The following is a 25,204-nucleotide window of genomic DNA, read 5'->3' on the forward strand; positions in this document are numbered from 1 at the left end:
CGCAGGCCAACTGCTCGACACCCATTGGACGGTCCAACAGGCTCGTCGCCGCTGACACCAAACCGCTCCTCCCAATCTAGAGGCTGCCACCGACACTGTCTGCCCGGGTGCACCCACTGCAACTTCAAGACCGATTGCTTCAACAGCCGCGGCCGACGTGCTATTTCCCGGCCGGATCCGTGGCCGCCCGTCCCCCAGACGGGGCGAGAGCAGGGGGACGTTAGTGTGACGCCATGTCCCTGAACGGCAAGACCATGTTCATCTCCGGCGCCAGTCGCGGTATCGGCCTGGCGATCGCCAAGCGCGCCGCCCAGGACGGCGCCAACATCGCCCTGATCGCCAAGACGGCCGAGCCCCATCCCAAGCTGCCGGGCACGGTGTACACGGCCGCCAAGGAACTCGAGGAGGCGGGCGGGCAGGCCCTGCCGATCGTCGGGGATGTTCGCGACCCGGAGTCGGTGGAGGCCGCGGTGGCCAAGACCGTCGAGCAATTCGGCGGCATCGACATCTGCGTCAACAACGCGTCGGCGATCAACCTGGGATCCATCACCGAGGTGCCGATGAAGCGCTTCGACCTGATGAACGGCATCCAGGTGCGCGGCACCTACGCGGTGTCGCAGGCCTGCATTCCGCACCTGAAGTCCGCGGAGAATCCCCACATCCTGACGCTGTCGCCGCCCGTGCTGCTGGGCAAGGAGTGGCTCAAGCCGACGGCGTACATGATGGCCAAGTTCGGCATGACGCTGTGCGCGCTGGGCATCGCCGAGGAGATGCGCGAGGCGGGCATCGCGTCCAACACCCTGTGGCCGCGCACGCTGGTGGCCACGGCGGCCGTGCAGAACCTGCTCGGGGGCGACGAGGCGATGGGTCGGGCCCGCAAGCCGGAGGTGTACTCCGACGCGGCCTACGTGATCCTCAACAAGCCCGCCCGCGAGTACACCGGTAACACCCTGCTGTGCGAGGACGTGCTGGTGGAGTCCGGTGTCACCGACCTGTCGGTCTACAACTGCGTGCCGGGCGGGCAGCTCGGTGTCGACTTCTGGGTCGACGGCGTGAACCCGCCGGGTTACTCCGGGCCCTAGTCGGGCCGAGCAGGTGGCTCGCGCCGCCACGCCCGCGCTGGCTGCGTTGGCGAAAGCCGGTGTGCCGCATGAGGTTGTCACATTCGAGCACGATCCCCGCGAGCGTGCGTTCGGCGACGAGGCGGTCCGGACGCTGGCCGAGCGCGGCATCGCGCCCGAGCAGATCTTCAAGACCCTCGTCATCGCGGTGCCGGGCGGGCTCGCCGTCGCGATACTGCCGGTGCCGCAACGGCTTTCGCTGAAGGCGGCCACCGCGGCGCTGGGGGTGGCGAAGGCCGGCATGGCGGAGCCGGCCGCCGCCGAGCGGGCCACCGGTTATGTGCTGGGCGCCGTGTCGCCGTTCGGCCAGCGCAAGCGCCTGCCGACCGTGGTCGATTCGAGCGCTCTTGGTTGGGAGCGGATCTACTGCAGCGCCGGTCGGCGCGGCTGGGATGTCGGCGTTTCGCCGCATGACCTGATCCGGTTGACGAATGCGGTCACCGCGGACATCCGCGGCTAGGCCCGTTCGCCCGCCTCGCTCAGAAAACCCTCGATTACGGGGGCGAGCTCGGTCGCGTTGTGCACGATGTCGATGTGACCGCCCGAATGCAGGTGGAGAACCGCGTGGGGCAGCAACCGGTGCAGGATGTGCGCGTTGACCACCGGGATGATCGGGTCGTCGGTGCCCGAGACGATCAGCGTCTCCTGCCGCACCGCGGGCAGCGCGAACAGGCTCGTCCAGACCGACCCGGCGAGCAGTTGATGCAGGTAGCCCATCTTCGAACCGGCGTGTAACTGCCGTACGAACAGCTTCGCCACGTCTTCGCCGTGGGCGCGGACGGTGCCGCCGTAGAGGTCACCGGCGATCGAAGCGGCGTAGTTGGGATCCGAGAACCGGCGCGGGGTGGCCATTTTCGCCAGCACGAAGGGGCTGGCCGGCACCATCAGGATGCCGGTGCCCGTCGCCACCAACACCATCCGCCGGCACCGGCGGGGATTCTGGAACGCGAACTGCTGCGCCAGCGCGCCGCCCCAGGACAGCCCGAAGATGTCGACGACGCCGATGCCGAGTTTGGACAACACCCGGCCCAACACCCAGGCCAGGTAGGGAAACCCATAGGGCAGGGGCGAGGTCGGCGACCCCCCGGTGCCCGGCACGTCGAACCTCACGACGGTCATCGGCAGCTGCTCGACCAGCGGGTCGAGCACCTCCAGGCTGGCGCCGATGCCGTTGCAGAGCACGAGCGGCACTCCGGTTCCCCGACGGATGTTGACCCGGATCCGCTGCCCGCCGGCGCTGACGTAACGCTCCTGGCCCACCGTGCTCGGCTGGACCACTCGCAGGCGCCGCTGTTGTTGTGGGCTGCGCTTCACTCACTTCTCCATCACGTAGCCGCCGGGCGCCGGCCCGAGTGGCGGAAGCCCCTCGCCACCAAGGGCTTTCGGGGCATCGACCTCCGGGCCACTGCGCTCGGCGAGCCACTCGACGTAGTCCGGCCACCACGAATCGCTGGACTTGTGCGACGACTCGAGCCACTCCTGCGGATCGTCGGTGTCGACGGGACCGGTGTGAAACGAGGCCTTCGGGTTGCCCGGCGGGTTGACCAGCGCCGCGATATGACCGCTGGTAGATAGCACGTAGCGGTTGTCCTTGCTGCCGAGCAGCCGCGCGCTGCGGTAGGTCGCCTGCCACGGGGAGATGTGGTCGGCGACGCCACCGACGACGTAGGCGTCGGCGGTGACCTTCCCCAAGTCGACCGGGGTGCCCAGCATGCTGACCCCGCCAGGGGTGACAAGAGCGTTGCGCACTGCCATCAGCACCATGTCGCGGTGCAGGGCTGCGGTCATCCGGGTGGTGTCGGCGTTCCAGAACAATACGTCGAACGCCGCCGGTTTCCGGCCCTGGACATAGTTGTTCACCCAGTACCGCCAAACCAGGTCGGTGGGGCGCAACCAGGCGAACATCTCCGCCATGTCGCGCCCGTCCAGGTAACCCCTTCGGCCCGAGAGTCCGATGGCGGCCTGCGCCGCACGGTCACTCATCGCTGCGGCCGCAAAACCCGCCCGGTGCTCGTCGAGGACGGTCACCGACAGGTTGAGGCCGGCGACCCGGTCGCCTTCACCGATCTCGGCCAGGTGGGCCGCGGTCATCGCGGCCAGAATGCCGCCGGAGCAGGTGGCCAGCAGGTGGGTGCTGTCGGCCCCGGTTATCTTCTGCGCCGCATCCATCGCCTCGATGATCGCGGCGCCGTAGGCGTCGAAGCCCCAATCCCGGTGCCTTTTCTGCGGATTGCGCCACGAGATGACGAAGACCTGTTGCCCCTGCTGGACGAAGTACTCGATCATGCTGCGCCCGGGCGCGATATCCATGATGTAGTACTTGTTGATCACGGGCGGCACCATGAGCAGCGGGATCTCGCGCACCTTTGCGGTCTGCGGGGCGTATTGGATCAATTCGAATACCGGCGTACGCAGCACGACCGCGCCCTTGGTGACGGCCAGGGTCTCCCCCACGACGTAGGCGTCGGGCTCCACCATGGCGGGCACCCGCGGCTTCGAGAGCATGTCCCGCGCAAAGGCTTTGATGCCGCGGACCGCGCTCAGCCCCCCGGTGTCGATCATCGCCTTCCAGCCCAGGGGGCTGATCAACGGATTGTTGCTCGGCGCGAGGCCTTCGACGAGGTTGTCGACGACAAACCGCATGCGTTCCTGATCCCGCCAGTCCAGTTGGGAGTCGGCGAGCAGCCCTTCGGCGGTCTCGGCGCCCGCGAGGTAGGCCTGCATGATGCGGTGCAGCAACGGGTTCTGCTCCCACGCCGGGTCGGCGAATCGCTTGTCGGCGCGCGCCGGACCGCGGTGTGAGGTGCCCGCCGCTATGGCCCCGAGTTCTTTTGTGAGAGAACCGATCCGGCGGGCCACCGGTCGCGGCTGCTTGGCCAGGCTGACACCCATCCGGGTCCAGGTGGCGTCGGGCATCATCCGGCTCGCGAACGGCTTGGTGGCGCTGGTGAGCAGCAGGTCCAGCGGTACGGCGAGCTCGTCGGGATTTTTGGGGGTGTTTCGTGCGGCCATGATCAACGGATGCTTTCGGTTGTCGGAACGGTGATGTCGCGCTTCTGGACCTTGCCGGTGGGGCCCTTGGGGAGGGCGTCGACGAGCCAGAGCGCGCGCGGATATTTGTAGGCGGCCACCCGCCGCTTGACGTATTCGCGCAGTTCCTCGGGCGCTGCTGCGGCGCCCTCCTTGAGCGCGACGGCGGCGCCGACCTCCTCGCCGAGGGAGTCGTGCGGAATACCGACGACGGCGGCTTCGGCCACCGCCGGATGCTCATAGAGCACTTCCTCGATCTCGCGGGGGTAGACGTTGTAGCCGCCCCGGATGATCATGTCTTTGGTCCGGTCGACGATGTAGAAGTAACCGTCCTCGTCGACGCGTCCGACGTCCCCGCTGTTCAGCCAGCCGTCGGCCGTGATGGCGGTCGCCGTCGCCTCGGGCAGGTTCCAGTAGCCCTTCATCACGTTGTGGCCGCGGATCTGAACTTCTCCGGTTTGGCCCCGCGGCACCTCCGCGCCATTCATGTCGACGACGCGCATTTCGACGCCCTCGATCGGGGTGCCGATCGAGCCCGCCTTGCGCGGCCGATCGGGATGATTGAATGACGCGACGGCGGTGCTCTCCGAGAGCCCGTAGCCCTCCAAAACCGTGCATTCGAAGGTCTTCTCGAAGTCGGTGAGGACCTGGACGGGCAGCGCCGCCCCGCCGGAGGCGCACGTCCGCAGGGTCCGCGCCGCGCCCGTCGACGCCTGCTCCGCCACGCCGAGCAGCGCGGAATACATGGTCGGCACTCCTTGGAAGATCGTGACGTTGTCACGCTCGATCACCTGGAGCGCTTTGAGCGCGTCGAACCGAGGGAGGAGTGTCAACGTGGCGCCCGCGAGGATGGAAACGTTGAGCCCGCAGGTGAGACCGAAGACATGAAAGAGGGGCAGGCAGCCCATCACCACGTCGTCCGGCCCCGCCCCGAGCAGGGTGTGAGCGCCGATCTCGGCGTTGCGCCGCAGATTCGCGTGAGTAAGCATGGCGCCCTTGGGTTTTCCGGTGGTTCCGGAGGTGTGCAGAATGACCGCGACATGGTGGTCGCCCCGCTCCACCGCGGTGTGCTGTTCCGGCAGGTCGGCGATGAGCCCGGCCAGGTCCGCGTCGTCGACGAGCCAGCATTGCGCCCCGGCATTCGCGGCGGCCGGGAGGACCTCGTCGGCGGAAGCCGGCGTTGCGAATAGCGCCTTGGCGCCGCTATTCGAGAGGTAGTAGGAGATCTCCCGTTCCTTCAGGAGCGGGTTCATCGGGACCGCGACGGCGCCGCGATACATGATGCCGTAGAACGCGACCGCGAAGGCCGGCGTGTTGGGCAGCATCACACCGACCCGGTCGCCGGGGCGGATCCCCGCCCGGTCCAGCAGCGTGGCCAGCCGGGCCGCGGCGGCGTGGAGTTCGGCGAAGGTGAATGTCAGGTCGTCGCAACGCAGCGCGATGCGCTCGGGGTGCCGTTCGTGGGCCGAGGTCAGGTTGTCGCTCAACGCGGTCATGGGACGCTCCGGGAGTGTTGTAGTGCCTGTCTCAAGCGTGGTCGCGGGCATCCGGTAGCTCAATGTCCGCGCTGACAACGACCGGGGCCGTTTGGTGTTACCACGCACATTCGCCCGCGCGCTGGCCTAGGCTTTTTGGGCATGGGTTTGGCATCGAAACCCCGCGCCGCGCGGCGCGCCGCCGCGGTGGATCCGCAGGTGGTCAAGCTGGGCAGGCTCATGCTGGCGCAGGCCCCGGAGTTGGGCAAACAGATGGCGGAGGTGTTGTGCCGCGAGATCGATGCGTATCGCGACGGCGGCTTGGTGACGAGGGATCAGGTCGCCGAAAGTTGTTCGGCCAACGTCAGTTTCATCTTTCACGCGCTCGCCGACGACGCGGATGTCGAGGTGGCGCCGGCTGAGCGCACCGGTACGGAGCGTGCGCTGGCGGGTGTGCCCCTTCCGGCGGTCATGACGGCCTACCGGATCGGTTTCCGGTTCATGTGGGAACGGACGCTGGCGACCGCCCGCGCCGAAGGCATACCCACCGATTCGATCCTGGACGCCACCGCGCGCGTTTTCTTCGCGCAGGAAACGTTCACGGATGCGATGAGCGACGCCTACCGCCAGCAGCTGACAACGCAGATGCTTGAGCGCGAGGAGGAACGGTCCGCCTTGGTAGAGGCGCTGCTGTTGGGGCGCATGAGCGGCGCGCACAGCCTGTGGGAGGTGGCGGAGCTATTGCGGCTGCCGACGGTGGGCCCCTACGTCGTCGTGGCGGCGGAGCTGCCCGCGATCGGGAGGGTCGGCCTGCCGGCGATCGAGAACAAGCTGGGGGCCCGTGACATCCGGTCGGCGTGGCGACTGCTGCCCGACCTGCAGGCCGGAATCGCCCACCTTCGGAATCCCGCCCCGGGCGGCACGCTCGGCACGCTCGTCGAGGTGCTCGGGCATGCCGCGACCGCGCGGGTGGGCATCAGTCCGCCATTCCAGGAGTTGTCGGAGACGTCCGGGGCGCTGCGATTCGCGCGAGTCGCGCTTCGCGGGAAGCGTTCGGGCAACTCACTTGTCACGGTGTTCGACGGCACGCCGCTCGCGGTCGCGGCGGTCAGCGCGCCGGAGATCATGGGCAAGATCAAATCGGCGCTGCTGCGGCGGGTCGACGAACTACCCGCCCAGGAGCGCGACGTGTTGCTCCTGACCTTCGGCGCCTGGCTGCAGGCGGGCGGCTCCGCCAACGACACCGCGGCACAGATCTACTGCCACCCGAACACGGTTCGGCACCGGCTACGCCGGATCGAGGAGTTGACCGGCCGATCGCTCTCGCGGCCGACCGATCTCGCCGAACTGTGCCTCGCGTTCGAAATCGACCGACACCTGCCTGCCTGACTGGACCGTCACACACGCAGCCGGTGGCGGATCTGGAAGGCGCTGATGACGTCGACGATGCCGATGGCGATCAGCCAGCATCCCGCGACCAGGGTCAGCACCGCGATCGAATCCTGCGGATAGATGATCAGCACCCCGCCACCGATGATGATGATCAGCCCCGAGACCACCTGCCAGCCGCGGCCGGGCAAGTGGTCGAAGGACAGCGCCGCGGCGAGCAGGCTCATCCCGCGGAACACCCAGCTGATGCCGATCCAGATGGCCAGGAGCCAGGCCGCCTCGAACCTGTCACGGAAGCAGAAAAAGCCCAGCACCAACGAGACGACGCCGGTCAGGAAGGCCAGCACCCGCATCGCCGCGCCGGTGTGCGCCCCGAAAGCGGCGAACATGTAGCCGATTCCGGAGACCACGAGGTAGATGCCGAATAGGACCCCGGCCACGAACAGCGTCTTGCCGGGCCACGTCAGCACGACGACACCCAGCGCTATGGCCAGGACGCCGATGAAGAGAACCAGCTGCCATGCGCTACGGGCAAGTTGCTGCAGTGGCCCCTCAAACACAGTGTTTTCAGTGGTTGTCATGGCAATATGCTCCGCCGTCCCGGAGCAACGGCAACAGGGCCTTTCGGACACATTTCGATATCGCCCACACGCTAAGACCGCGGCCGCACCGACCACCCGGCTCTGCGAATGCGGTTAGCTGGGGCGTCGCCGACCGCGCTGTCGATCCGTGCAGGTCGGCGTCGGCAAAAAGCCCTTGCGATCGGCCTACTACGCATACCGTTGACGTCATGAACCGACCGATGAACAGATTCTTCGCCGCCGCGGTGCTGGCGGCTGCGGGGTTGCTGACGACCGGTGTGGGCGTCGGCCATGCCGACACGATCCAGACCGAGGGCAACTACCCGACGCGGGCCGCCTGCCAGGACGCCGGGCCGGGCGTGAAGGCCTCGACGCCGGGCAACTGGAACAACTTCTGGTGCGTCCCGGACCGCAACGTCAACGGCAACTGGAAGCTGGTGCTCAGCAACTAAAGCAGTGTGGCCTGCTCGGGCTCCGGGTCGGCCGGCTCGAGCAGCTCGGGGCCGTTGTTGCGGACGTTGTTGACCAGCGTCGAAACCTCGCGCATGCGGATGCCGCTCACGTCGGGCGGCCGGGTGAGCAGGTCTTCGTCGACCGGGGCGTCGGGGTTCAGCCAGCGGTCCCACTCCCCCTCGGGCACCACCAGCGGCATCCGGTCATGGATTTCGGCCAGCTCGCCGGGCGCGTCGGTGGTGATGATCGTGCAGCTGAGCAGCGGCGACCCCGCCTTGGCCGGCTTCCAGACCGACCACAGCCCCGCCATGAACAAGGGTTCGCCGTCCTCGCGGTACATGAAGAAGGGCGTCTTGCGGGACTTCTTGCCGCCGGCTGCGTCGGGGTTGACGCGCCATTCGTAGTAGCCGTCCATCGGGATCAGGCAGCGCTTGGACTTGGCGCTCGACCGGAACGCGGGCGAAGTGGTGACCTTGTCCGCGCGGGCGTTGATCAGCATCGGGCCCTTGGTCTCCGGCGCCCCGTCGGGATCGGCCTTGACCCAGGGCGGCACCAGGCCCCAGCGCATCAGCCGCACCCGGCGGGTGGGCTCGTCGTCGGGATCGGTGTGGCGGCTCACGACGGCCGCGATGGTCGACGTCGGCGCCACGTTGTAGTTGGGCGCGCCGGCGCCCTCGGAGGCTCCTGTGGCCTCGTCGATCGCCTTGATCTTCTGGGCCAGCAGGGCCGGATCGGTGGTGACCGCGAACCGTCCACACATAACTCCCATAGTGGCATTGCATGGTGACACGCCATGATGGACCGGTGAGTATGTGGACGGCCCCCAGCGCGCCGGAACCGGTGCGCGCGACCGTGACCGTTCCGGGGTCGAAGTCGCAGACCAATCGGGCGCTGGTGCTGGCCGCGTTGGCGGCCGCGCAGGGGCAGGGGTCCCCGACCATCAGCGGGGCGCTGCGCAGCCGGGATACCGATCTGATGATCGGCGCACTGCGCACCCTCGGCCTGCGCGTCGACGGCGCGGGGTCCGAGCTGACGCTCGGCGGCCGGATCGCCCCAGGGCCCGAGGCACGGGTGGATTGCGGTTTGGCCGGGACGGTGCTGCGGTTCGTCCCGCCGCTGGCTGCGCTGGCCGAGGCGGTGGTCGAGTTCGACGGCGACGAGCAAGCCCGGGCTCGGCCCATCGCGCCGCTGCTCGACGCGCTGCGGGGCCTGGGCGTGCCGATCGAAGGGTCGGCCCTGCCCTTCCGCGTCCACGGCGGCGGATCGGTGACAGGCGGGACCGTGGACATCGACGCCTCGGCGTCCTCGCAATTCGTCTCGGGGCTACTGCTGTGCGCGCCGTCGTTCACCGACGGCCTGACCGTGCGGCACACCGGGGCGACGCTGCCGTCGGCGCCGCACATCGCCATGACGGTGGTGATGCTGCGCCAGGCCGGGGTCGAGGTCGACGACTCTGTGCCCAACACCTGGCGGGTGCAACCCGGCCCGGTCGCGGCCCGGCACTGGCAGGTGGAACCGGACCTGACCAACGCCGTCCCGTTCCTGGCGGCGGCCGTGGTCAGCGGCGGAACGGTGCGCATCACCGGCTGGCCGGCGGCCAGCGTGCAACCGGCCGACCACATCCTGACCGTGCTGGGTAAACTGAATGCCGTTGTCGATCAAGCTGATTCGTACCTGGAGGTGCGCGGATCGGCCGGCTATGACGGCTTCGACGTAGACCTGCGCGATGTCGGCGAGCTGACCCCGTCGGTGGCGGCGCTGGCCGCGCTGGCGACCCCGGGCTCCGTTTCCCGGCTCTCCGGCATCGGCCACCTGCGGGGCCACGAGACCGACCGCCTCGCCGCGCTGCGCACCGAGATCAACAACCTCGGCGGCGACTGCACCGAAACTCCCGACGGCCTCGTGATCACCGCGGCACCGCTGCACCCCGGCGTCTGGCGGGCCTACGCCGACCACCGGATGGCGATGGCGGGCGCGATCGTCGGGCTGCGGGTGGCCGGGGTCGTGGTCGACGACATCGGCTCCACCTCCAAGACGCTGCCGGAGTTTCCGCAGCTGTGGGCGCACATGCTGGAGTCCGATATTTGAGGCCCGGCGATTACGACGAGTCCGACGTCAAGGTCCGCTCCGGCAGGGGCTCGCGACCGCGCACCAAGACTCGTCCCGAGCACGCCGACGCCGAGGCCGCGATGGTGGTCAGCGTCGACCGCGGCCGCTGGGGATGCGTGCTGGGGGGCGACCCCGAACGCCGGATCACGGCCATGCGGGCGCGGGAACTCGGCCGCACGCCGATCGTGGTCGGCGACGACGTCGACGTGGTCGGCGACCTGTCCGGCCGGCTGGACACCCTGGCCCGCATCGTCCGGCGCGCGGAGCGGCGAACGGTGTTGCGCCGCACCGCCGATGACACCGATCCGACCGAACGCGTGGTGGTCGCCAACGCCGACCAGTTGCTGATCGTGGTGGCGCTGGCCGACCCGCCGCCGCGCACCGGCCTGGTCGACCGGGCGTTGATCGCCGCGTATGCCGGCGGTCTGACCCCGATCCTGTGCCTGACCAAGACCGACCTGGCCCCGCCGGAGCCGTTCGCCGAGCAGTTCGTCGACCTGGATCTCACCGTGGTGGCCGCGGGCCGCGACGATCCGCTGCTCGCGGTGGCCGACCTGCTCGACGACAAGATCACCGTGCTGCTCGGGCACTCCGGGGTGGGCAAGTCGACGTTGGTGAATCGCCTTGTCCCAGAGGCGGAACGGGCCGTCGGCGAGGTCACCGACATTGGCCGGGGCCGGCACACCTCCACCCAGTCGGTCGCGCTGCCCCTGGCGAGGTCCGGCTGGGTGATCGACACCCCGGGCATCCGCTCGTTCGGGCTGGCGCACATCGAGCCCGAGGACGTGCTGATGGCGTTCTCCGATCTGGCGGAGGCGATCGAAGACTGTCCGCGGGGCTGTGGGCACATGGGTCCGCCGGCCGATCCCGAATGCGCGCTGGACACGTTGTCCGGCCCAGCGGCGCGCCGCGTCGCCGCGGCCCGGCGGCTGCTGGCCGCGCTCAACCAGACTTAGCGAGCCGCATGCCGAGCTCGTCGGGCGCCACCTTATGGCCCTGGGCGCAGCGGATTTCGACGCTGGCCTCGGCGCCGCACCCGAGGTGGGTCAGCCGGAGGCGGTTGCGCCCCGGCAGGTGACGACGGCCCCACTCGAACATCGCCCACACCACCGGCATGAAGTCGATGCCGGCCTCGGTGAGCACGTATTCCTCGCGACGGCGCTGTCCCGGCTCGTGGTAGGGCTGGCGCTTCAGCAGCCCCAGCTCGACCAGTTCGGACAGCCGCGCCGAGGTGGCGGCCTTGGTGATGCCCACGCGGCGGGCGAAGTCGTCGAAGCGGGTGGTGCCGTAGTAGGCCTCGCGCATGATGAGCATGGCGGACTTGGTGCCCACCACCGCCATGGTCTTCTCGATCGCGCACTCGCCGACGGCCGACCAGGCGTCGCGGTCGGCCAGCGGTCCCTGTAGCAGTGTCATAAATCACTCTCCCGGCTGGGTTGCTTTTAGTGTACCTAGATGTTTACCTGGGTACAGCGGTCTATACCTAGATCCTGGGACTCAAGGAGGAGCCATGAACCGCGACGCCGTCATCGTCGGAGCCGTCCGCACCCCGATCGGCAAGGGCAAGCCCAGCGGTGCGCTGCACGACGTCTTGCCCGCCGACCTGCTGGCGCACAGCCTGCGCGAACTGGTGGCCCGCACGGGCGTGGACCCCGCCCAGATCGACGACGTCATCGCCGGCGCCGTCGCCCAGGTGGGTGACCAGGCGGTCAACATCGCACGCAACGCGCTGCTGGGTGCCGGCTTCCCCGAATCGGTCCCCGGCGTCACGATCGACCGGCAGTGCGGCAGCAGCCAGCAGGCCATCAGCTTCGCCGCCCAGGGCGTGCTCTCCGGCGCTTACGACCTCGTCGTCGCCGCCGGCGTGGAATCGATGGGCCGCGTACCGATGGGCACCTCGGTGCTGCCGGGCAGCAATCCCTTCGGCGAGGACATGACGCGGCGCTACCCCGACGGCCTGGTGCCGCAGGGCATCAGCGCCGAACTGATCGCGGCGCGGTGGGGCTTCTCGCGCACCCAGCTCGACGAGTTCTCCGCCGGCAGCCACGACAAGGCCGCCCGCGCCACCAAGGACGGCCTCTTCGACAACGAGCTGATCCCGATCGCCGGCCTGTCCACCGACGAATTCATCCGGCCCGGTACCACGGTCGAGACGCTGGCCGGTCTGCGGCCGGCGTTCTACAGCGACGCGATGAAAGCTCGTTTCCCGCAGATCAATTGGGAGATCACCGCCGGCAACTCCTCGCCGCTCTCGGACGGCAGCGCCGCGGTACTGATCACCACCAGCGACGTCGCGAAGAAGCTCGGCCTGCGCCCGCTGGCCCGCATCCACACCACCACCGTGGTCGGCTCCGATCCGCTCTACATGCTGACCGGCGTCATCCCGGCCACCGAAAAGGTGCTCGACCGCGCGGGATTGACGCTGGGCGACATCGACCTGTTCGAGGTCAACGAGGCCTTCGCGCCCGTCGTGCTGGCGTGGGCCAAGGACGTTGATGGGGAGCAGACCGGCATCCTTGAACGGACCAACGTCAACGGCGGCGCGATCGCCATCGGCCACCCGCTGGGTGCCAGCGGTGCACGCATCATGACCACACTCGTCAATGCACTAGAGCAGCGCGGCGGGCGGTACGGCTTGCAGGCGATGTGCGAGGGCGGCGGCATGGCCAACGCGACCATCATCGAGCGGCTCAGCTGAGCCGGGGCAGAAGTTACAGGTCTCCCCGCGCCCCCGTCCAGACGAAATGACAACGCTGTTATTACTGTGTACTCTGGAAACCTTCGCCCGATGCCATGCACCGGGTGGAGTACTGAGGAGCACGTCATGCAGGTTGAACAACTATTTGTCGAGACGCTCATCGACATCCGCCAGAAGCTCAATAGCAACCCAACTGAGTACCAGCTGTTGAAGGTGTCGAGCCTTCTCCGACAAATCCTGCTGGAAAACCTGCTAGACGATGCGAGCGCCGCCACCTCACTGGAGGCGAAGTTCCGAGTCGTCCTGCCGAAGCCGTATGAACCCTCCGACACGCTGAACAAAGCATGGATCGTGATGCACGCCGCCCACCCAGAGGTCAAGCGAGTGAACGTCGGTGCCGGGATGCGCGGAGGCCTGATGAGCGGTGAACCGTCCGAGCCGGGCGACCAAGTGCTCGAACTATCGCGGAAGGACTTCCTGGCCCACCCCATCGGCCTGACACTGGCTGACGTTCAATACTCCGTCGAGAGCGTGTTGAGGGTAGCGGCGAACAGCCTCGGTGGCACCCACAATGACGGCAAGCCCAACCGCAACAAAGCAGCTGAACAGTTGCGCAAGTACATGGAATCCGGAGGGGCGCACTGGTTCGGCAGGTCCATGCCTTCGGCGTTCGTATTCGAGATTGCATGCTGCACCTTGCGTGCGTGTGAGCCACTGGCGAACGAGCTTGCACGACTCGGCCTGTACAAGCCCGCCGTAAGCGAGTGGGCATGGGACGGCAACGGCAACGTAAGGAACGGACTTTTCAGTGGAATATCCGCAGGTATAAGCCTTTACGTCGAATGCGTCCCCGTACCGTAGATCGGTCACTCCGCGCGGAAGGCCCGTGGTGCTCGCCTGGGCGCACGACGTAGATGAGGCGCAAACAGGCATCCTCGAACGGACGAACGTCAACGGTGGCGCTATCGCCCTTGGTCACCCACTCGGCGCTAGCGGTGCCCGTATCATGACGACTCTGGTCAATGCGCTTGAGCAGCGCGGCGGTCGGTATGGGTTGCAAACGATGTGCGAGGGCGGCGGCATGGCCAACGCCACCATCATCGAGCGGTTGGGCTAGCCGGGCTTGGCCCAGCGGCACCTTCCCGCGTCTCGATGGAGCTTTTGCATTCGGACGGGCCCTGTTGGTTCCGACCGCTTCCCGAAGCAACAGACTGGCCTTACCCTTTCCATGGAGTTTTAACCTGCCTCGACTAGACGTACAAGCGAGAGGTGAGTGCGTGGTTGGCAGGCCGGTGCAGGCTTCAAGGGGCAGGCGAACAGGGAGGGCCGTTCCGATTGCCAGCGGAGGGCAAGTAGGTGCCACGACTACAGAAGACCACCACGCACGACATCCGGCGCAGCGACGTGCTGACTGCGTTTCGTTCGCTCGAACCCGTTATCGAGGCGTCAATTGTGTCGCTTCAGCCGATCACAGCCACCTATACAGTCGGTTCGGTCGGCGGTAATCGGATCAATGGCACAAGCGATCTGGCCGAAGCACTCGCGGAGATCCCCGACGACCTACACGAAATTCAGGTCCACTATCGAACCAATTTTGGGCAGCAACAGGGAGTGGACGATCCGAATCTCAACATCTTCTTGATTCTGAGGCGGTACGTTCCCTCTCGCCCACAAGACATTTCGCTCCATCTCGACGTCATTGGTCCGCATAGTGAGCAGACGCGCCAGCTCGCCGATGAACTCAACAATCAGGTGGGAGAAGAAGTTGCGCGACAAAATGCTTCCAACCAGGTAGGCATCCAAGCTGACACGCCATCAACAGGCTCCGCGAGCAACTCGCCATCGGGATCCACACCCCCCGCGATTAATAGTGCAGCCCGGGCGGGTGCCGCTAGTGTGTCTGGACGCCCGGCACCTCAGGGGGAGCGAGCGTTCATGGAGCGAGCCGTCGCGCTCGCACGACAATGCGTAAGCGAGGATGGGAGAATCTCGCCCAAGGTTGGAGCTCTCGTCGTACGGGATGGTGTGGCGCTGGGCGGAGCCTTTCGAGGCGAACTCGCTCCCGGAGAGCACGCCGAGTTCACGCTTCTAGAACGCAAGCTCGGGGACGAAACATTAGCGGGCGCAACCCTATTCACGACGTTGGAACCTTGCACCGGTCGAAACAGCCCTAAGATCCCATGCGCCGAAAGAATCATCGAACGTCGAATCACTCGCGTCGTCATCGGCGTGCTCGATCCAAATGATGCGATCCGGGGTCGCGGGGAACTCCGTCTCCGGGACGCCGGCATTGAAATCGGTCGATTCGATTCAGACCTCATGGCGCAGATCGAAGAACTCAACCGCGAGTTCACGCGAGATCAGGTCGGCGCGCAGCCCGTGGAACGGACCAACGCTCAAACCTCCGATCCGGTCGAAGACGAAGTAGGGCCGAACGGTCACCGCGTCGGCTACACAGACGAGGGAGACAAGGTGGAGTGGATCCCCGATGACGAAATGCCGGGTGCCTTCTATCCGATGCTTCTTCGCCGCAACGACAAGCAGATCCTCGCCACCTACAACGAGCTATGGGACAAGGTCTGGTGGAATCGCCACCAAGTCTGGCTACAAAAGATCGAGTCGGGTGAGGAACCGCTGAGGGAAGGACAGGGCGAGATACTCCAACAAGCCAACGAGGCCGCTGCTCGCATCGAGGCGAAATACGGCCGGGAGAATCTCGGGTGGGACGACTTCGAGTGGGGGCTGCTGAGCGGGAGGATGTCAGCTCTGTCTTGGGTGCTCGGCGCGGAATGGGATGAATCGCTCGACACGTAGCTCGTACCTGCACGACAGTGGGGTCCCTTCGGCGACACCCCACTCCATTGCCCTGGACCAACTATGGATGAAGGCGGAATTGGACCTACATTCTGGAACGGGCGAACGTGAACCGTGGCGCAATCGCAACCGGTCACACGCTCCGCGCTGACGGTGCTCAGATCATGACAGCACTCATCAACGCTTTGGAGCAGTGGAGGCCGCTACGAGTCACGCACGATGTGCGAGCGCGGCGGCATTGCCAATGTCACTATCGTTGAATGGTTGGAGTTAACCCTCTCCTTGCTGCTCAAGCCTCGGCGAGGCGGCTAGTAATAGGCGACTCGAAATGATCGACTAGCGGCATGCGCAGGTCCGAAAAGTTGCCACTGTCGCCGATGCTGGTTCAGTACCTTGTGGGCCTCTGTGCGCTTAGGTGGGACGCCAACGCTGTCGACATCGAAGTCACGCTGGGCGATATGGTGCCCGACGAGGCGTCCGAAACTGAACGGGACGTCGATGTGACAGTCACCGTAAACGCACCTGATGGGGTGTACGCATTCAAAGGCTACGAGGTTAAGCACTGGGGGAACCCGCTCAGTGTGGACGACGTGGACGCACTCGTCACAAAGTTCAACGACATGCCATCTGTCACGCACCGCGCCATCGTCTCGTCGTCTGGATTCTCAGAATCTGCAATCAGGAAAGCCCAGCGCCACGACCTGGATCTCTACACCATCAGCCCTTGGACTGAACCGATCGCAAGCCAGTTCCCCGACCTTCCAATGACGGGCGTGCCGTCCGAAGTCTTCAACACCCTAGTTATGAACCTTGTATGGCCACGCCAGCACCAGCAACACCATCTCGGCGTGGATGCACCGCTAACTGAGATCACCGGGGCAACAACCCTTTTCGATAGGGACGGAAATGAGCATCCGATCTACGGTGATGTCGGCACGATGATTGAAGCCATGGTCGTGCGGTCCGCCGGAATCTTATGGAGGCTAAGGCCAATGCAAGACCGCCTCGAGCCGTACAAACAGGCGTTCCACGCCCGCGCTACGCCAATGCCGGAAGAGCCAGAATGGCCCTACGCTCATACGCTCGACACGACAAATGATGGAATCTACACACGCGCATCTGATGGGAACTTGTACCTAATCAACAACTTCACCTTGCACGGCCAACTCAAGTGGGAGCGGCAGCAAGTGCTCCACGTCGCGATGCAGAAAGTCCCCACGGGTGAAATATTCGCCGGTGCAGTCGTTGGATTGAGCGACGTACCAGGGCAGATGTGGGCGATTGTCCTACCTGCCGAAGGCCGCACTCTTCATTTCACACGGGTGCAACTTGAGCGCAAGCACCTCAACAGCATTCGCGAATTGACAATAGCTAGGCAAGAACGAGACCCGGGCATCTAGAACGAAAAGCCCGGCGCGCTAGAACGTGCGATGTGCGATGTGCGATGGTGGCGGCATAGCCAACGCCACCACTATCCAGCATGTGGGCTGAAAATCTTCGATGCGGACGAGACACTCGGGCGTGCACCGGCCACGGCCTTGCTCTGTTAAGGATCTGCTGGTCAGAAGGTTGACATCGTGGACGACGAGGCTGCTGCGGATGCTCAGGCGGACTGCCCGGCAAGCACGCGATAGATCGTGGCCCGGCTGACTCCCAGGGCATCGGCGATCGACGAGGCAGGCTCGCCATTGGCGTGCATACGTTGCGCCGTAGCCACTTTCGAGTTATTCAGCTTCTTCGGCCTTCCGATGGATTGCCCGCGTGCCCGCCGTGCTTCTCGGGCCGCTGCGCGGCGTTCCTTGCCGAGTTCAAGCTCAAGCTCGGCCAAGCTGGCCAGAACGCCGGCAACCATGCGCCCGGTGGCATTGGAGGTGTCGATGCCCTCCCGCAGCGAGCGCAGAACAATTCCCCGCTCTCCCAGTTCCCGAATCGTCGCCATGACCTCAGCAGCGTTGCGACCCAGCCGGTCTATACCGACAACTACGATGGCATCGCCTTCACGTGCATAGTCCAGAAGGGCAGCCAGGCCGGGACGCTGCTCGCGGGTCGAAGTTCCTGAAAGCCTGTCGCTGTAGACGCGAGAAGGGTCCACGCCTACAGCGGTGAGTGCATCGAACTGCTGATCGAGTGACTGGTGGCCGGTGCTGACGCGGGCGTAGCCGAGCGGCGTGCCGGTGATCGCGGGGGCGGGGGTTGCCATGCGAACATCGTCTCAAAACTCTCATAACAATGCAATATGAGACATCGCTTTTGAGTCATCTTTTGAGACAACTCGAACTGGCATTCTCGGTGCCCCTGCGATAACGCAGCGTCGAAGTATCAATTCCTTAGTTTTGAGACCGCTGCCGCCCAGAGATCCCGACAGGTCAGCGGAAGAAGGTGAGCGGCAGCGGGCACCATCAGGCAACGAGCCGTCAGCGTCCTCGGACCGATGTGTTTAGCGTTTGAGGCTATTACGTGGCGTTGTCGTCCGCCCCCGGGTCGATCGAAGCCTCACCCATCCACCGCAGGTGTGCAGTTTTGTTCTCAAGCGCAGGCACCAAGTCAGCGGTAACCACACCCGTGCTGTCGGTCTGGACGTTAGTGACCTCCACTGCAGAGCTCATGAACAGAAACGTTCCCAGTGGGATGGTCCTACCGCTGATTGTGACCTCTAGTTCCCGCGGAAGAATCGCCTGTTGTAGACCGTCTGGAGGCGAAGCGTCCGGGTGCAATGTGAAGGTGATACGTTCCCATGTCACTTCCACAACCTCACCACGGATCAGTCGAGCTGCACGCAAGACACCTTCGATGTGCTGAAAGTCTTCTGTAGCCAAGTCTGGGACTGTCAATTCGAAATCGGCATAACGCTGAATGGTGATCAACGCCCGCACGTACCGCAGCAGCAGATCATTCCACTGAACATCTGTGCGCTCTCTGCGCACATGCGGGATGTCTTGGACTGCCGACGAACGCCCCCTTACGGCGGCGATGCGGAAGTGATTCGGCGCAACGAAGTGTTGGACGAGCGCCAAGGACGGTTCGATCTTGTCGGGAAAATGGCCAGTCGGATCCCCACGGTGGAACCGCAACCTGATGTCGACCTCATCCTGAAACGTCGCCAACAACTCGATCTCAAGGAATCCGACAGCATCTGTTCCGTAGCTGTAAGTGCCGGTGTTGTCGATGTTGGCCACTGGTGGCCTCATAGTGAAAATGACGTCTGCCAGGGTCTCGTCCGCGGGCGAGAGAATCGATAGTCGCCTTTCAAACGTCCTACGATCGGCTAGTCGCTCCATGGTGACCTTGCCGACGTCGAACGCGCCGCCGAGTCCGCCTGGAAGGCGCATGGACAAGTTCGTAATGTCGAGCGGAACTGTTGGGGGTCGTCCGTACTTTCGGAACTCCTCGAATTCTCGGTGCTCCTCGCTTCCTACCTTGGCTGCAAGTGTGCCGCTGAACGTGATAGGCCGCTCACACAGCGACTCAGCGCCACGGGCGAGGACGTGGAACGTCACGAAGCTGTCCCCGATTTTGCGTGACGTGCTGGCCACCAAGGAGGGGTACGCATCCGTACCAGGTATCGAATCTAACGGTCGATGGGAGACCGCGATGTCGTACTGGAAATGCGGGTCGCGCCTGTTCAGAGTGTCGCGAAGCGTGGCCAACTGGTTCTGGACCATATCGGGTTCGAGGCCGGCGAAATCCTCCGGTGTCGCGGCGAGCGGGCCGTTTAGTGGAATTGCGGATACCGCCACGAACCGGGCAACTTCCTCCATTAACCGCTCGCGGCCATCCCGCAAGTAGTAATCAACGATGTCTCGGTGAGCTGCCGCCCACCCTTCAACCCGTGCCAGTCCTTCCCAAACGCAAGGGAAATAGGCCGACGATTCGAGTTCTTCGAACCACTCCGTGTTCTCGGTTGTCGGGTCGAGCGGGAGCGTCAGATGCCACTTGTCGATCGTCCAGTTCCGTGTACTTGCGTAGTCTTGAATCCGGGTATGGGATTCGACGATCTGACCTCGCTGACTGGCGTCCAGATTCTCGGCAAACTTTTTGACCTGGTAAATCTCAACGTGCCCAGGACTCACAGGTACGCATACGTCGATACCGCCGTCACCGCGGGAGGGTCGGATGCGGAACGCGTCAGGGAATTCCCGACAGACGAACATGGAAACGACCGCCTCGATGTCGTTCCCTTCATAACGGGTCCACGCCAGTCGACTCATCCCGCATTCCTGCCCACTCGCTTCCCCCAATCCCACAGGCATCAACAGCCGAGATCTTGATCGATCCCATCTAACTAGCACCGACAGGCCGATCGCGGCATTTTGCGGAGCTGCGGCAGAACGGTGTGGCGGAACGAGCAACCCTCCTCGCCGCACACAAAACGAGCGCCATCCCGACGACGCCCAACGCGGCAGCCAGGCAACTGTAGCCGGGGACAGCCAAAGAAACGGGTACGCGATCCTAGCCAGCTCAGTCGCGATAGAGCCCCAACTCGGCCAGAAGTGCGTACTCCGCCGCAAACGGCTTGTCTCGCCTCGGCTTAATCGACTTCATATTCACTGGCTCACAAGTGCCCTCAGCACTCTCCTCGTACCGCACGTAGCCTCTGATGGGCGCGTCCATCGGCCAGCCCGAGCGCCACCGACGATAGTGTGTCGTGCACAAACCCCGCGAGTGCGCTCGCCTGTTGCAGTCGTTTCGTTTACACCTCACTACTTCTCCAATCTCGTTGAGCAATAAGGCCTTTGGCTGCCCAGGGGGGATCCCCACGGCCGCAGTAGACCGGACACGTCGTGCTATCTGGCTATCTCTCTCCGGCAATCAATCGTTCGGACCTTTTCAAATGCAAATCGTTAAAAGCCAAAGCGGACATGATGCTTCTGTGGCAGCGCCAGCCCTCCTGCCTCAGACGTGTCTACGGAGAACTCACGCGAACCTCCATGCACTCTGGGGATGTATGCCGTACATCCGGGTGGTGTAGAGGCAGAGCCCTGACCTGTGCGTATCTAGAATTTCTCTTATGTTCTTTACTACGATCCCTCAAGACAAATCCCGCTCGCGGCTTTGAGATCCGCTCGGCGCAGGTCGGGCACGGCGTGTTACAGCCGGGAAGAGTGCAGGCGAACGAGTCGGCGGGGAGACTCAGGCAGCGTTGTCCAGATCCTTGGGCGAGGAGGCCACGTTGCACGCAGTCCCTAATCAGATTGCTTAGTCGGTTGGGTGCCATTGGGACCAACGTGCCGTCCAGGTCGATCCTGCCGAGGATTTTGCCAAGTTCACCGGACGCGAACTCTGCGTGTAGGTTGGGTTTGCATCTCGCGACCGCCGCTGCGTAGACATGAAACCAATCGCGAAATGTACTGTCATGATCAATGAAAACGAACTTCTCCCAGAACTTTTGAGAAGTGGCGAGCCAGGGCGTCGGTAGTTCTATCGAGTTACGCCGACGAGTATCGCCAGGACGAGCTGCGCAGTCAGTCATTGGTCCAACCCAGCCATTTCATCGAATCTGATATTCGCCGTCGAGTGCTGTCTCGCCTACCAAGTTGGCATGCCGACCGAGGCGTCTACCGGGATAGCAAACCGCCAGAACGTCTACCGGGAATCCATACGGTCAAGTCATGGACACGAAAGCGGCGACGCGAAATGCGTCGCCCACGCAACCACTATCACGAGAGCAGTGGTTAACTGTCCGAAAGTTGTTCCGGCCAAGGGCTAAATTGGCGTGATGTTTACGTCGCCCGGCAATGCGCGTACCCGCCTAGCGAGCTTTGGGACGACCACTTCAAATAGGGACCGCACGATGTGCCGACGTTCTGCCATGGTCAGCGCGGGCCACTGAGTAGGGTCAAGCTCCAGCTCTGATGGTGCTTCGATCTTGGCTCGCGTCGATTCGATGCGTTCGGTCAGTTGCCGCTCGGCCCGGCCGAACGCGCCGGGGCTGACGCGGCCAGCCATAGCTTCGGCTTCCCACTCGACAAGCTGACGTTCTAGTTCTTCGATCTCAGCTATCAACGCGCTGTCTTGTATGTTGTCAGTCTCGTAGTCCGCTGGGTCAATTCCATTGAGCCGCTTGAAAATTTCAGTCTCGACCGCTTTGTCGAGCAGAGAGGCCAGCCGAGCGACGTGGCCCTTGCGGCAGGCGTAGTAGGGCTTCCGGCCCTGTTTGGCTCGGTACCTCAGACCTTCACCGCATACACCACACTTCGCTATCCCACTGAGCAGGTACTTGGGTTCCGGACCCGGCTGGGAGTTGAACCCAAACATGGCACGCATACGGCGATCTCGCGATTTCAGTTGCTCGTGCTGTTCTTTGGTGATGATGCCCGGCCAAGTCGCCGGTCCGAACACCTCGCCCTGGTGCTGGCGCAAGCCCGCCAAAGCGGGATTCAGCAGCGCCCTTCGAAGCGTCGTCGGTGTAGTGGGCGCATAGCCGTCGGTGGACTTCAGCCACGCCAATACTGAGTACTGAGATTCACCAGCGAGCATCCGTTCTACTGCTTCCCGGACCCTTGGGGCCTCAAGGGGATCGAGTTCCCATTGTGGCCTGGATCGTCCCTGAGCATCGATTTCTCGAGTGGCTAGAAATCCCCAAGGCGGACGGCTCATCGGCCGACCATCGGCCGCTGAGGCCCGCTTGCCGCGCAACACGCGGGTGCGAATGCGTTCCGACTCGTATTCGGCTACGAGCGCATCCAGGCCCCCGGCGAAGCGGTCATCACCCAAAGTCAGATCAAGCACTCGTCCGGCATAGGACAGGGGCACGCTCAGCTCAGCGCAGAGGTTGCGAAGTTCCACGAACTCCTGCAGGTCCCGCTGCGCCCGCGAAGCCTCCCAGACGACCAGCACATCTCCCTTACGGAGGTCCTTCTTTAGCTGCCGCCACTCAGGTCGATCACCGGAATAGCGAGATGCACCGATCGAGTTGTCACAGTAGACAGCCCGCACGGACCAGTCGTTGCGTTCGCACTCTTGGCGGCACTCGCGCTCCTGGTCCTCAACGGACCGCCCGCCTGCAGAGTCGCGGGAGACTCGCGTGTAGATGACTGCGTCCATGAAAGGAATTTAGCACCGTGAATCCGACATTTGCCTGGGCGCACGACACCGGCGCCGACCTGGCCAAGACGAACGTCAACGGCGGTGCCATCGCGATCGGCCACCCACTGGGCGCCAGCGGCGCGCGCATTATGACCACCTTGGTCAACGCTTTGGAGCAGCGTGGCGGGCGGTATGGGCTGCAGACCATGTGCGAGGGCGGCGGCATGGCCAACGCGACCATCATCGAGCGGTTGTGATGTCCACCCTCTCGCGGGTCTTCGTCATCGGCGGCACCGGGGCCCAGGGCATGCCCATCATCCGGGCCCTGGTCGCCGACAACAGGTACTCGGTGCGATTCCTCAGCCGCGACCCCGGCTCCCGACGGGCCAAGGAGCTGCTCGCACTGGACAACGTCTCGGTCCAGGAAGGCTCTTTCGCCGACGAGGCCGTCCTGCGCGAAGGATTCCGCGGGTGTGACGCGGCATTCGTCAACATCGACGGGTTCAACACCGGTGAGAAGACCGAGATGTACTGGGCCATGCGCAGTTACGAGATTGCGCTCGAGGAGGGCGTCAAATTCTTCGTCTACGGGAACCTCGACTACGGGCTCAAGAAGTCGGGATACGATTCGCGCTTCCGCACCGGCCACTATGACGGCAAGGGCCGGGTGGGCGAATGGATCTTGTCCCAGAATCGGGTGAACGGTGATCGGATGGGGGCGGCCCTCTTCACCACGGGCCCATACATCGAGATGGCGATCTCGACCGGAACGCCCATGGCGCCTACCGTCGAGGACGGTGTCGTCACGTGGCGGGTTCCGCTCGGTGCGGGCGCCGTTGCCCATGTGGCTCTTGAAGATTGCGGATTTTACGTTCGCTGGCTCTTCGATCATCCCGAGCGCGCGAACGGCATGGATCTCGAAGTCGCGATTGACCAGATCCGCTACGCGGACCTGGCCGCGGCGTTCGAGAAGGTCACCGGGCGTCCAGCCCGATACATCGACACCGACCTGGACACCTACTGGCGCGAGGGCCCCCTGAGCAGAGCCGCCGATGCGCCCGCCGGATACAACGCCGACCCCAACGACAAGAGCACCATGAACATCCGCGACAACTTCACGGGGTTCTGGAACTTGTGGAAATACGAAGTCATCAAACGCGATTACGACCTGCTCGACGAGATTCACCCGAACCGGATCAAGACCGCCGAGGAGTGGTTGCGCAGGGAAGACCGGTTGGGGCGGGAGCTGGGCAAGGGCGGCCTGTGGGAGCGCGTCCAACCGGAGAACCGGACTCCGATCCTCAAGATCGGTGAGGATCGACGGACAGGCAAATTGTAGGCCTGCGTCTGAAAGGTGCACTGATGACCGAGACTGTTTTCAAGGGCGTGCGGGTGCGCCACGACAGCACCAAGAGCTACGACGAGCTGCTCGCGGCGTTGCTCGCCGACATCGGCGAGCAACCGGTCGCGATCAACGACATCGCGGCAACGAGCGACAGCTGGGATTCTTATCGGCAGCGCGTCGAACCACACGTGGGCCCAAGCGGATTCATGTTGTTCGGGTTGTTCGACCACGGCGCGTGGATCACCAAGACCGGCATCGACCGCAAGGTGATTCGCGTCATCCTGGGCAACCCGCTGATCGCGATCACGATGCTGCGGCACGACCCGACCGCGGGCCTGTTCGCCCCGGTCGAGGTCTTGATCACCGACGAGGCGGGCGGCAGCAGCCTGACCTACGTCAAGCCGTCGTCGCTGATGGTCGTCGAATCCAATCCCGAATTACTGAGCGCCGCGGAGCAACTGGACGCCAAGCTGGCCGCGCTGGCCGAAAAGGTGACGAGCGGCTAACCGCGCGGCGGTCGTAGCGGGCTGGCCGGCGCGTTGCCGGCAGCGGGTTGGGTCGGCGCACGGCTGGCCGGTGAGCCTGGCATAGTCAGGCGACGGAAGCCGTCAGCCAAAGGCCCTCGCCTCGCTTACGTTAGGAGCCCCCATGAGCGACGCCGACGCCGCCTCGATCCGGGCCGCGCGCAGCGACTGGATCACCGAGCACCTCGAGACGTATCTGACCTCGGGTGGCGCGCGGGGCCACATCATGGACGTGAGCGCGGTCGGGGGCCGGGTATTCACCACCCACTGCCTGATCAGGTGCGTGGGCCGCAAATCGGGGAAGAGCTACGTCAGGCCGTTGATCTACGGCAACGTCGGTGGCGAGATCGTGGTCGTCGCGTCCAAGGGAGGTGCCGACACGCACCCGCAGTGGTACTTGAACGTCTTGCAGAGCAACACGATCGGCGTCCAGATCGCGACTCAAGCATTCGAGGCCACGTGGCGGGAGCCCGAAGCCGAGGAACGCCACCAAGTGTGGGCGTACATGGCGCACCTGTACCCGCCGTACCTAACCTATCAGCAGTCAACCAGCCGTCAGATCCCGCTGGTGATGCTGACACCCGTGCGAGCGATCGACGTCTTTTCCGCCGAAGACTCCCGGTAGCCGTTGCCAGGCAA

General features: G+C 64.7%; 22 protein-coding genes and 2 pseudogenes. 15 read left to right on the top strand and 9 right to left on the bottom strand.

Translation table 11 applies throughout. The annotated features are described in order from the left end of the window. The first annotated feature begins 233 nt into the window (after window positions 1-233). Together A5681_RS00135 and A5681_RS00140 are read left to right on the top strand one after the other, a co-directional pair. Entirely contained in the window at window positions 234-1,082 is an 849-nt protein-coding gene (locus A5681_RS00135) for an SDR family oxidoreductase (RefSeq protein WP_067268430.1), read from the top strand. Window positions 1,083-1,095: 13 nt separating this feature from the next. Continuing rightward, window positions 1,096-1,581: an aminoacyl-tRNA deacylase gene (locus A5681_RS00140; RefSeq protein WP_067268432.1), complete on the top strand. Its 486-nt coding sequence runs from the start codon at window positions 1,096-1,098 to the stop codon at window positions 1,579-1,581. On the opposite strand, the gene A5681_RS00145 is transcribed toward A5681_RS00140, so the two are convergent. Genes A5681_RS00145 through A5681_RS00155 form a run of 3 tightly spaced genes read right to left on the bottom strand, consistent with a single transcriptional unit; the run spans window position 1,578 to window position 5,647 of the window. Next, on the bottom strand, window positions 1,578-2,405 hold the full coding sequence (locus A5681_RS00145; protein WP_067268536.1) for an alpha/beta fold hydrolase: 828 nt from the start codon (window positions 2,403-2,405) through the stop codon (window positions 1,578-1,580). The two genes, A5681_RS00140 and A5681_RS00145, sit on opposite strands and share 4 nt — an antisense overlap. Before the next feature lie 30 nt (window positions 2,406-2,435). Beyond that, window positions 2,436-4,133: a PHA/PHB synthase family protein gene (locus tag A5681_RS00150; RefSeq protein WP_067268434.1), complete on the bottom strand. Its 1,698-nt coding sequence runs from the start codon at window positions 4,131-4,133 to the stop codon at window positions 2,436-2,438. Between the two features lie 2 nt (window positions 4,134-4,135). Beyond that, window positions 4,136-5,647, bottom strand: a complete 1,512-nt coding sequence (locus A5681_RS00155; RefSeq protein ID WP_067268437.1) for a long-chain-fatty-acid--CoA ligase — start codon at window positions 5,645-5,647, stop codon at window positions 4,136-4,138. A 141-nt stretch (window positions 5,648-5,788) separates the two neighbouring features. On the opposite strand from A5681_RS00155, the gene A5681_RS00160 reads away from it, so the two are divergent. Further along, window positions 5,789-7,015 carry a PucR family transcriptional regulator gene (locus A5681_RS00160; protein ID WP_067268439.1) on the top strand — a complete coding sequence of 409 codons (1,227 nt, stop codon included), beginning with the start codon at window positions 5,789-5,791 and terminating at the stop codon, window positions 7,013-7,015. A gap of 8 nt (window positions 7,016-7,023) precedes the next feature. Here the strand turns inward: A5681_RS00160 and A5681_RS00165 are convergent, their stop codons facing one another. Continuing rightward, the gene (locus A5681_RS00165) at window positions 7,024-7,596 is read right to left on the bottom strand and encodes an HdeD family acid-resistance protein (protein ID WP_067268440.1); all 573 of its coding nucleotides are present in this window, start codon (window positions 7,594-7,596) and stop codon (window positions 7,024-7,026) included. Between the two features lie 209 nt (window positions 7,597-7,805). Here A5681_RS00165 and A5681_RS00170 point away from each other — a divergent pair, with 209 nt between their 5' ends. Next, entirely contained in the window at window positions 7,806-8,048 is a 243-nt protein-coding gene (locus A5681_RS00170) for a hypothetical protein (RefSeq protein WP_067268445.1), read from the top strand. On the opposite strand, the gene A5681_RS00175 is transcribed toward A5681_RS00170, so the two are convergent. After that, a complete protein-coding gene (locus A5681_RS00175; RefSeq protein ID WP_067268448.1) occupies window positions 8,045-8,809 on the bottom strand; it encodes an SOS response-associated peptidase in 765 nt (254 codons plus the stop codon). The two genes, A5681_RS00170 and A5681_RS00175, sit on opposite strands and share 4 nt — an antisense overlap. Window positions 8,810-8,853: 44 nt before the next feature. Between A5681_RS00175 and aroA the strand changes: the two genes are divergently transcribed. Further along, complete coding sequence (aroA, locus tag A5681_RS00180) at window positions 8,854-10,137, top strand: 3-phosphoshikimate 1-carboxyvinyltransferase (protein WP_156737777.1); 1,284 nt, start codon at window positions 8,854-8,856, stop codon at window positions 10,135-10,137. Beyond that, on the top strand, window positions 10,134-11,114 hold the full coding sequence (rsgA, locus tag A5681_RS00185) for a ribosome small subunit-dependent GTPase A (protein ID WP_067268452.1): 981 nt from the start codon (window positions 10,134-10,136) through the stop codon (window positions 11,112-11,114). Before aroA ends, rsgA begins: the two co-directional genes overlap by 4 nt. Here rsgA and A5681_RS00190 read toward each other — a convergent pair. Further along, window positions 11,101-11,574 (bottom strand): winged helix-turn-helix transcriptional regulator, encoded by a 474-nt coding sequence (locus A5681_RS00190; RefSeq protein ID WP_067268455.1) that lies wholly within the window; start codon window positions 11,572-11,574, stop codon window positions 11,101-11,103. The genes rsgA and A5681_RS00190 overlap by 14 nt on opposite strands. Window positions 11,575-11,668: 94 nt before the next feature. Here A5681_RS00190 and A5681_RS00195 point away from each other — a divergent pair, with 94 nt between their 5' ends. The 5 genes and pseudogenes from A5681_RS00195 (at window position 11,669) to A5681_RS00220 (ending at window position 17,070) form a co-directional block, all read left to right on the top strand. Beyond that, window positions 11,669-12,856, top strand: a complete 1,188-nt coding sequence (locus tag A5681_RS00195) for a thiolase family protein (RefSeq protein WP_067268457.1) — start codon at window positions 11,669-11,671, stop codon at window positions 12,854-12,856. Between the two features lie 126 nt (window positions 12,857-12,982). Further along, window positions 12,983-13,717, top strand: a complete 735-nt coding sequence (locus tag A5681_RS00200; protein WP_067268538.1) for a hypothetical protein — start codon at window positions 12,983-12,985, stop codon at window positions 13,715-13,717. A 22-nt stretch (window positions 13,718-13,739) separates the two neighbouring features. Next, window positions 13,740-13,973, top strand: a pseudogene (locus A5681_RS00205) (steroid 3-ketoacyl-CoA thiolase); the annotation flags it as partial. A gap of 239 nt (window positions 13,974-14,212) precedes the next feature. Beyond that, a complete protein-coding gene (locus A5681_RS26930) occupies window positions 14,213-15,670 on the top strand; it encodes a hypothetical protein (protein WP_156737778.1) in 1,458 nt (485 codons plus the stop codon). Window positions 15,671-16,014: 344 nt separating this feature from the next. Then, window positions 16,015-17,070, top strand: a complete 1,056-nt coding sequence (locus tag A5681_RS00220) for a hypothetical protein (RefSeq protein WP_067268465.1) — start codon at window positions 16,015-16,017, stop codon at window positions 17,068-17,070. 203 nt (window positions 17,071-17,273) lie between these two features. Here the strand turns inward: A5681_RS00220 and A5681_RS00225 are convergent, their stop codons facing one another. The 3 genes from A5681_RS00225 to A5681_RS00235 form a co-directional block, all read right to left on the bottom strand. Beyond that, complete coding sequence (locus A5681_RS00225; RefSeq protein ID WP_067268467.1) at window positions 17,274-17,870, bottom strand: recombinase family protein; 597 nt, start codon at window positions 17,868-17,870, stop codon at window positions 17,274-17,276. A 253-nt stretch (window positions 17,871-18,123) separates the two neighbouring features. Further along, window positions 18,124-19,878 carry a hypothetical protein gene (locus A5681_RS00230; protein WP_156737779.1) on the bottom strand — a complete coding sequence of 585 codons (1,755 nt, stop codon included), beginning with the start codon at window positions 19,876-19,878 and terminating at the stop codon, window positions 18,124-18,126. Window positions 19,879-21,373: 1,495 nt separating this feature from the next. Next, window positions 21,374-22,714 carry a recombinase family protein gene (locus A5681_RS00235; protein ID WP_067268469.1) on the bottom strand — a complete coding sequence of 447 codons (1,341 nt, stop codon included), beginning with the start codon at window positions 22,712-22,714 and terminating at the stop codon, window positions 21,374-21,376. A gap of 32 nt (window positions 22,715-22,746) precedes the next feature. Here A5681_RS00235 and A5681_RS00240 point away from each other — a divergent pair. The 4 genes and pseudogenes from A5681_RS00240 to A5681_RS00255 form a co-directional block, all read left to right on the top strand. Then, window positions 22,747-22,953 (top strand): annotated as a pseudogene (locus A5681_RS00240) (steroid 3-ketoacyl-CoA thiolase); the annotation flags it as partial. Then, a complete protein-coding gene (locus A5681_RS00245; protein ID WP_067268475.1) occupies window positions 22,953-24,035 on the top strand; it encodes an NmrA family NAD(P)-binding protein in 1,083 nt (360 codons plus the stop codon). The pseudogene A5681_RS00240 and the gene A5681_RS00245, both read left to right, overlap by 1 nt. A 23-nt stretch (window positions 24,036-24,058) precedes the next feature. Further along, window positions 24,059-24,547 (top strand): DUF302 domain-containing protein, encoded by a 489-nt coding sequence (locus A5681_RS00250; protein ID WP_067268478.1) that lies wholly within the window; start codon window positions 24,059-24,061, stop codon window positions 24,545-24,547. A 142-nt stretch (window positions 24,548-24,689) separates the two neighbouring features. Next, window positions 24,690-25,190 carry a nitroreductase/quinone reductase family protein gene (locus A5681_RS00255; protein ID WP_067268480.1) on the top strand — a complete coding sequence of 167 codons (501 nt, stop codon included), beginning with the start codon at window positions 24,690-24,692 and terminating at the stop codon, window positions 25,188-25,190. Window positions 25,191-25,204 lie beyond the last annotated feature (14 nt).

Origin of the sequence: Mycobacterium scrofulaceum (assembly GCF_001667885.1) — a bacterium.
In the GTDB taxonomy this organism is placed as follows: domain Bacteria; phylum Actinomycetota; class Actinomycetes; order Mycobacteriales; family Mycobacteriaceae; genus Mycobacterium; species Mycobacterium scrofulaceum_C.

Coding starts and splice junctions, on each gene's coding strand:
- A5681_RS00175 (WP_067268448.1), bottom strand. CDS start 8,809: ATGTGTGGACGGTTCGCGGTCACCACCGATCCGGCCCTGCTGGCCCAG.
- A5681_RS00250 (WP_067268478.1), top strand. CDS start 24,059: ATGACCGAGACTGTTTTCAAGGGCGTGCGGGTGCGCCACGACAGCACC.
- A5681_RS00255 (WP_067268480.1), top strand. CDS start 24,690: ATGAGCGACGCCGACGCCGCCTCGATCCGGGCCGCGCGCAGCGACTGG.
- A5681_RS00150 (WP_067268434.1), bottom strand. CDS start 4,133: ATGGCCGCACGAAACACCCCCAAAAATCCCGACGAGCTCGCCGTACCG.
- A5681_RS00190 (WP_067268455.1), bottom strand. CDS start 11,574: ATGACACTGCTACAGGGACCGCTGGCCGACCGCGACGCCTGGTCGGCC.
- A5681_RS00160 (WP_067268439.1), top strand. CDS start 5,789: ATGGGTTTGGCATCGAAACCCCGCGCCGCGCGGCGCGCCGCCGCGGTG.
- A5681_RS00135 (WP_067268430.1), top strand. CDS start 234: ATGTCCCTGAACGGCAAGACCATGTTCATCTCCGGCGCCAGTCGCGGT.
- A5681_RS00155 (WP_067268437.1), bottom strand. CDS start 5,647: ATGACCGCGTTGAGCGACAACCTGACCTCGGCCCACGAACGGCACCCC.
- A5681_RS00230 (WP_156737779.1), bottom strand. CDS start 19,878: ATGAGTCGACTGGCGTGGACCCGTTATGAAGGGAACGACATCGAGGCG.
- A5681_RS00225 (WP_067268467.1), bottom strand. CDS start 17,870: ATGGCAACCCCCGCCCCCGCGATCACCGGCACGCCGCTCGGCTACGCC.
- A5681_RS00195 (WP_067268457.1), top strand. CDS start 11,669: ATGAACCGCGACGCCGTCATCGTCGGAGCCGTCCGCACCCCGATCGGC.
- A5681_RS00200 (WP_067268538.1), top strand. CDS start 12,983: ATGCAGGTTGAACAACTATTTGTCGAGACGCTCATCGACATCCGCCAG.
- A5681_RS00165 (WP_067268440.1), bottom strand. CDS start 7,596: ATGACAACCACTGAAAACACTGTGTTTGAGGGGCCACTGCAGCAACTT.
- A5681_RS00170 (WP_067268445.1), top strand. CDS start 7,806: ATGAACCGACCGATGAACAGATTCTTCGCCGCCGCGGTGCTGGCGGCT.
- A5681_RS00235 (WP_067268469.1), bottom strand. CDS start 22,714: ATGGACGCAGTCATCTACACGCGAGTCTCCCGCGACTCTGCAGGCGGG.
- A5681_RS00245 (WP_067268475.1), top strand. CDS start 22,953: ATGTCCACCCTCTCGCGGGTCTTCGTCATCGGCGGCACCGGGGCCCAG.
- A5681_RS00220 (WP_067268465.1), top strand. CDS start 16,015: ATGCGCAGGTCCGAAAAGTTGCCACTGTCGCCGATGCTGGTTCAGTAC.